The organism is Paraburkholderia sp. EG286B (genome assembly GCF_040965655.1).
GTDB lineage: Bacteria > Pseudomonadota > Gammaproteobacteria > Burkholderiales > Burkholderiaceae > Paraburkholderia.
In genome coordinates this window covers 1-241 of the sequence record NZ_JBFRCF010000293.1, presented here as the reverse complement: position 1 = coordinate 241, position 241 = coordinate 1, and the positions used below count along the sequence as shown (strand labels likewise).

1 rRNA gene is annotated in these 241 nt (G+C 50.6%); it reads right to left on the bottom strand.

The annotated features are described in order from the left end of the window. Positions 1-105 (bottom strand): 16S ribosomal RNA (locus tag AB4Y42_RS44760); the annotation flags it as partial. Positions 106-241: the final 136 nt, after the last annotated feature.

Here is a 241-nt window from a genome sequence, read left to right as displayed (position 1 = left end):
CGTTCGCCACTCGCCGCCAGGATTGCTCCCGCGCTGCCGTTCGACTTGCATGTGTAAGGCATGCCGCCAGCGTTCAATCTGAGCCAGGATCAAACTCTTCAGTTCAATACCTGTTACTGTTTTCGGTTCGCTGCAGTTGCCTGCTTGAACCGGTCGCTCACTCAAAGCTGACAGGAATTTGAATTGCTTCAAAAACCTGACTTACTTTAGTGTGAGACTCTTGATACTTTTGCTGCTCCTG